Genomic DNA, 3478 nt, shown 5'->3' on the forward strand with positions numbered 1-3478 from the left:
CACCCGCGCTGACGCGCACCCTCCCTAAAGCATCGGGGAGGATTGGGGGGGTATTATCTATGTGTTGGATTCTTTTTTCAGATTGGTATTTTTAAAATTGGTATAAGATGGGCAATGTCACAAATATGAAAATTGAAGTTATCGGCATTGGTAGACATTGCCCACTCTACTGTTTCGATCAATTGTCAATTGTTAAAATTATCACAATCGACTTTTGACTATTTATTAATTAACGACTGTTCATCACTCCTAGTAGTTCGCTAGGTTGCTGAATTAAATAATCTGGATTTTGCTTGGCTAGTACTTCCGGTGAGTTAAACCCCCAAGTGACTGCAATCACTTGGATATTTGCTTTTTTTGATGCTTCTATATCTCTAGTCTCATCTCCAACATAAATAACTTCTTGAGGTTTGAGTTGCTTTTGTCTCAAGACATTATTGATGATGGTTGTTTTGCCAAAAATTGTAATTCCTGAGTAGATAAAATCAAATAGGTGATTTAAATCATTGATTGTGAGAAATTGCGTAACATTTTCTTTAGAATTAGAAGTGATAATACCCAGTTTATATCCTTGATTTTGGAGTTCTGTTAATGCTTCCTTAATACCCAGAATTGGCTTTAATTCTGGTATTTTGTTTTTTAATTCCCCTTTAACTTTTTTAACTAGAAAAGGGATCTGAAATAAAGAAACTCCTGAGTACTTAATGATTTCCCTAGATGTTAAGTTCTTGAGAAAGGCTAATTGTTCTTGGCTTATTTGTCTATAACCAAAGTCTATAGCTAAACGATTAGCAATACTTACAAGGGCATCTACTGTATCAGCAATTGTGCCATCAAAATCAAAAATAATTACTTTCTGGGTCATTCTTCTGCCTGGATGCGTCAAGATTAGCTAGGGCGTTGCGTCGTAACATTTCTGGCTTAATCCGCCGCAAGGCAGATGCTGGAAATCGTTTATCCCACTCCCGATCTGAGATTTGGGCTAATTCTAGCAGGTAGGGAGCAATATTCACTGGATTTGGCTGAAACTCTTCAATATCAGTTGTTTGGGCAAAACGTTGATTCCAAGGACAAACATCTTGGCAAATATCGCAACCAGCAACCCAGCCTTGCAAATGAGGTGCGATCGCCTCTGGCAATTCCTTGTCACGATTTTCAATGGTATGATAAGCAATGCAGCGATTAGCATCGACAACAAAAGGCTGAGTAATTGCACCTGTGGGACAAGCCTGAAGACAACGAGTACAGCTACCACAATGTTCTGTATGTGGGCGATCGCTCTCTAATTCTAAATTGGTCAACACTTCTCCCAAAAATACCCAAGAGCCATATTCCCGTGTAATCACATTACCATTCTTGGCAATCCAACCAATTCCAGCTTGTTGAGCCAACACTTTATCTTGCACCGGGCCAGTATCTGCATAATAAAGAGCTAATACGTCTGGATCGAGTGATTTTAGCCATGTAGATAGCTGCTTGAGTTTTCCATGCATCACCTTGTGATAATCCCTTCCCCAACCATAACGGGAAATTTTGGCGTATTCCTCACCTTCAGGACGTTGATGTGGTGTGTAGTAATTCAGCGCCACACACACTAGCGATCGCACCTCTGGCATCACTAAGCGGATATCCTGACGCTTTGGATTAGCCATCCATTTCATATCAGCGTGATAACCCAGTTCAATCCATGCTTGCAACCTCTGCGCTTCTGTGGCATTTACCCGATCTACAGCAGTAATTCCAACTTTGTGAAAGCCCAACTCGCTGGCTTTTTCTTTCACCAGACTGCTGCTCGTTACAGAATACTGATTCATTTTTTTATCTGGATTTTGCCCAAATAAAGGCGCTTTAACTATATATGATATTGCCAATACCTTTAATTAAGATTTGTTAACTGCCCGATATATAGCCAGTCTTAAACTGCATAGCAGTTCAAGACTTCCATCGTTAGGAAGATTTATTAATATGTAGCGATCTATCTCAACAGCAGCTTTTTTTTTACTTATTTTTGTATTGAAATTAATATTCAGATAGCATAATACAGGTAATTTTATGACCTCTGCTGAATTTATATCGCCAGCACAGCTTAAAGAAGAATTCCAGATTGAGGGAATTACAGAATCAAGCGTACTGCGTTATTTTGAAACCTTAAATGCAGGAGAATTTGAGGCAACTGCTGCCTTATTTGCGATAGATGGTGTGATGCGTCCGCCATTTGAATCTGATATTCTGGGGACAGATGCGATCGCTGCCTACTTAAAACAAGAAGGTCAAAACATCAAAGCTTATCCGAACACAGGAATAGCCGAGACTTTAGAAAATGGTGATATCCAAGTCCAGGTAACAGGCAAAGCACAAACTTCGTGGTGTAGTGTCAATGTCTTGTGGCTATTTATCCTCAACCAACAACGGCAAATTTCTTATACTAGAATCAAACTTTTAGCTTCCCCCCAAGAGTTACTTACTTTACGTCGTGAAAATTAAGTAGCAAATAACTACCAAGGACAAAATTTTAAACCAATATTTCTCACCTACTCACACAGGATTCATGGCTTTATTCTGACTCCTGAATTCTGAATTCAGAATTCTGAATTCTGACTCATAAATAGCATCATGGCTTGAGAAATAGTAACTTTTGTCTATTGGACTAATTCTGGTAAAGTAGCTTCTAACTTCAGACAGTTAGCACCATTAACCTGCAACTTGTAATCTACTTTATCCATGAGACGATTCATAATCAGCCAACCATAACCACCTTCTTGCTTTTCCATCGGATTTGGAGCGTAATAGTTAGACATATCAAAGCCTTCGCCGTAATCCCAAATTTCTAGAGCAAAATCCCGGTCTTTCACTTCTAAACGCAGTAATATGGGTAAATTTGGTTGGTCTTTGTGGGCGTGACGGACTGCATTAGAATAGGCTTCCACTAAAGCCAGTCTTAAACGACTTGATTGGCGGGACCAATCTACAGATTCCCCTAGCTGAATTTTTAAACATCCCAACAACCAGTTTTCAACAATATTCAGAAAATTCAAGTCGCTTGGTACATGAAGCTCACTTTTCATGACTTACAAAATCTCCAGTGAAAGTATAGTTTGATCGTCTTCTTGAACGTGATTATCTGCCTGGATGCGAGCTAACAAATGGTTAAGAGAAAGTGGTTGTTGCTCTTGTTGTAAGAGTTGCCAAAGACCATCTTGATTCAGCATCGAACGGTTCACTGAATCAACCCCAGCTTCAGTTTTTACAGTTGAATCAGGATTATTTGATACCATTGCTTCTGTAATTCCATCGCTGGCTAGTAACAATGTGTCTCCAGCAGCGAGAACCAAGCGACCAGACTGTGCCTGCCACTTAGGCAAAATCCCCAAAGGAACGCTGCGAACTTTCAGGTAATTGGGATTTTCAGCTAAAGTCGAGCAACGCGACCATAATATTGGATAAATATGACCGGCATTAGTGTAGACCAGTTCTTGAG

The 3478-nt window shown here is 39.6% G+C and carries 5 protein-coding genes; 1 reads left to right on the top strand and 4 read right to left on the bottom strand.

Going from position 1 to position 3478, the window contains the following annotated elements; all coding sequences use genetic code 11:
• Positions 1-229 precede the first annotated feature (229 nt).
• Positions 230-865 carry an HAD-IA family hydrolase gene (locus tag IQ229_RS18890; RefSeq protein ID WP_194046382.1) on the bottom strand — a complete coding sequence of 212 codons (636 nt, stop codon included), beginning with the start codon at positions 863-865 and terminating at the stop codon, positions 230-232.
• Entirely contained in the window at positions 840-1814 is a 975-nt protein-coding gene (gene queG / locus IQ229_RS18895) for a tRNA epoxyqueuosine(34) reductase QueG (RefSeq protein ID WP_194046384.1), read from the bottom strand. Before queG ends, IQ229_RS18890 begins: the two co-directional genes overlap by 26 nt.
• Before the next feature lie 238 nt (positions 1815-2052).
• On the opposite strand from queG, the gene IQ229_RS18900 reads away from it, so the two are divergent.
• Positions 2053-2484 (top strand): ketosteroid isomerase family protein, encoded by a 432-nt coding sequence (locus IQ229_RS18900; RefSeq protein WP_194046386.1) that lies wholly within the window; start codon positions 2053-2055, stop codon positions 2482-2484.
• 155 nt (positions 2485-2639) lie between these two features.
• Here IQ229_RS18900 and IQ229_RS18905 read toward each other — a convergent pair whose 3' ends face one another.
• The gene (locus IQ229_RS18905) at positions 2640-3065 is read right to left on the bottom strand and encodes an ATP-binding protein (protein WP_094351551.1); all 426 of its coding nucleotides are present in this window, start codon (positions 3063-3065) and stop codon (positions 2640-2642) included.
• A gap of 3 nt (positions 3066-3068) precedes the next feature.
• The coding region (locus tag IQ229_RS18910) for a PP2C family protein-serine/threonine phosphatase (RefSeq protein ID WP_194046388.1) at positions 3069-3478 on the bottom strand (410 nt) is incomplete at its 5' end.

This window comes from Nostoc cf. edaphicum LEGE 07299 (genome assembly GCF_015207245.1).
GTDB classification, from domain to species: Bacteria; Cyanobacteriota; Cyanobacteriia; order Cyanobacteriales; family Nostocaceae; genus Nostoc; species Nostoc edaphicum_B.

Coding starts and splice junctions, on each gene's coding strand:
- IQ229_RS18900 (WP_194046386.1), top strand. CDS start 2,053: ATGACCTCTGCTGAATTTATATCGCCAGCACAGCTTAAAGAAGAATTC.
- queG (WP_194046384.1), bottom strand. CDS start 1,814: ATGAATCAGTATTCTGTAACGAGCAGCAGTCTGGTGAAAGAAAAAGCC.
- IQ229_RS18905 (WP_094351551.1), bottom strand. CDS start 3,065: ATGAAAAGTGAGCTTCATGTACCAAGCGACTTGAATTTTCTGAATATT.
- IQ229_RS18890 (WP_194046382.1), bottom strand. CDS start 865: ATGACCCAGAAAGTAATTATTTTTGATTTTGATGGCACAATTGCTGAT.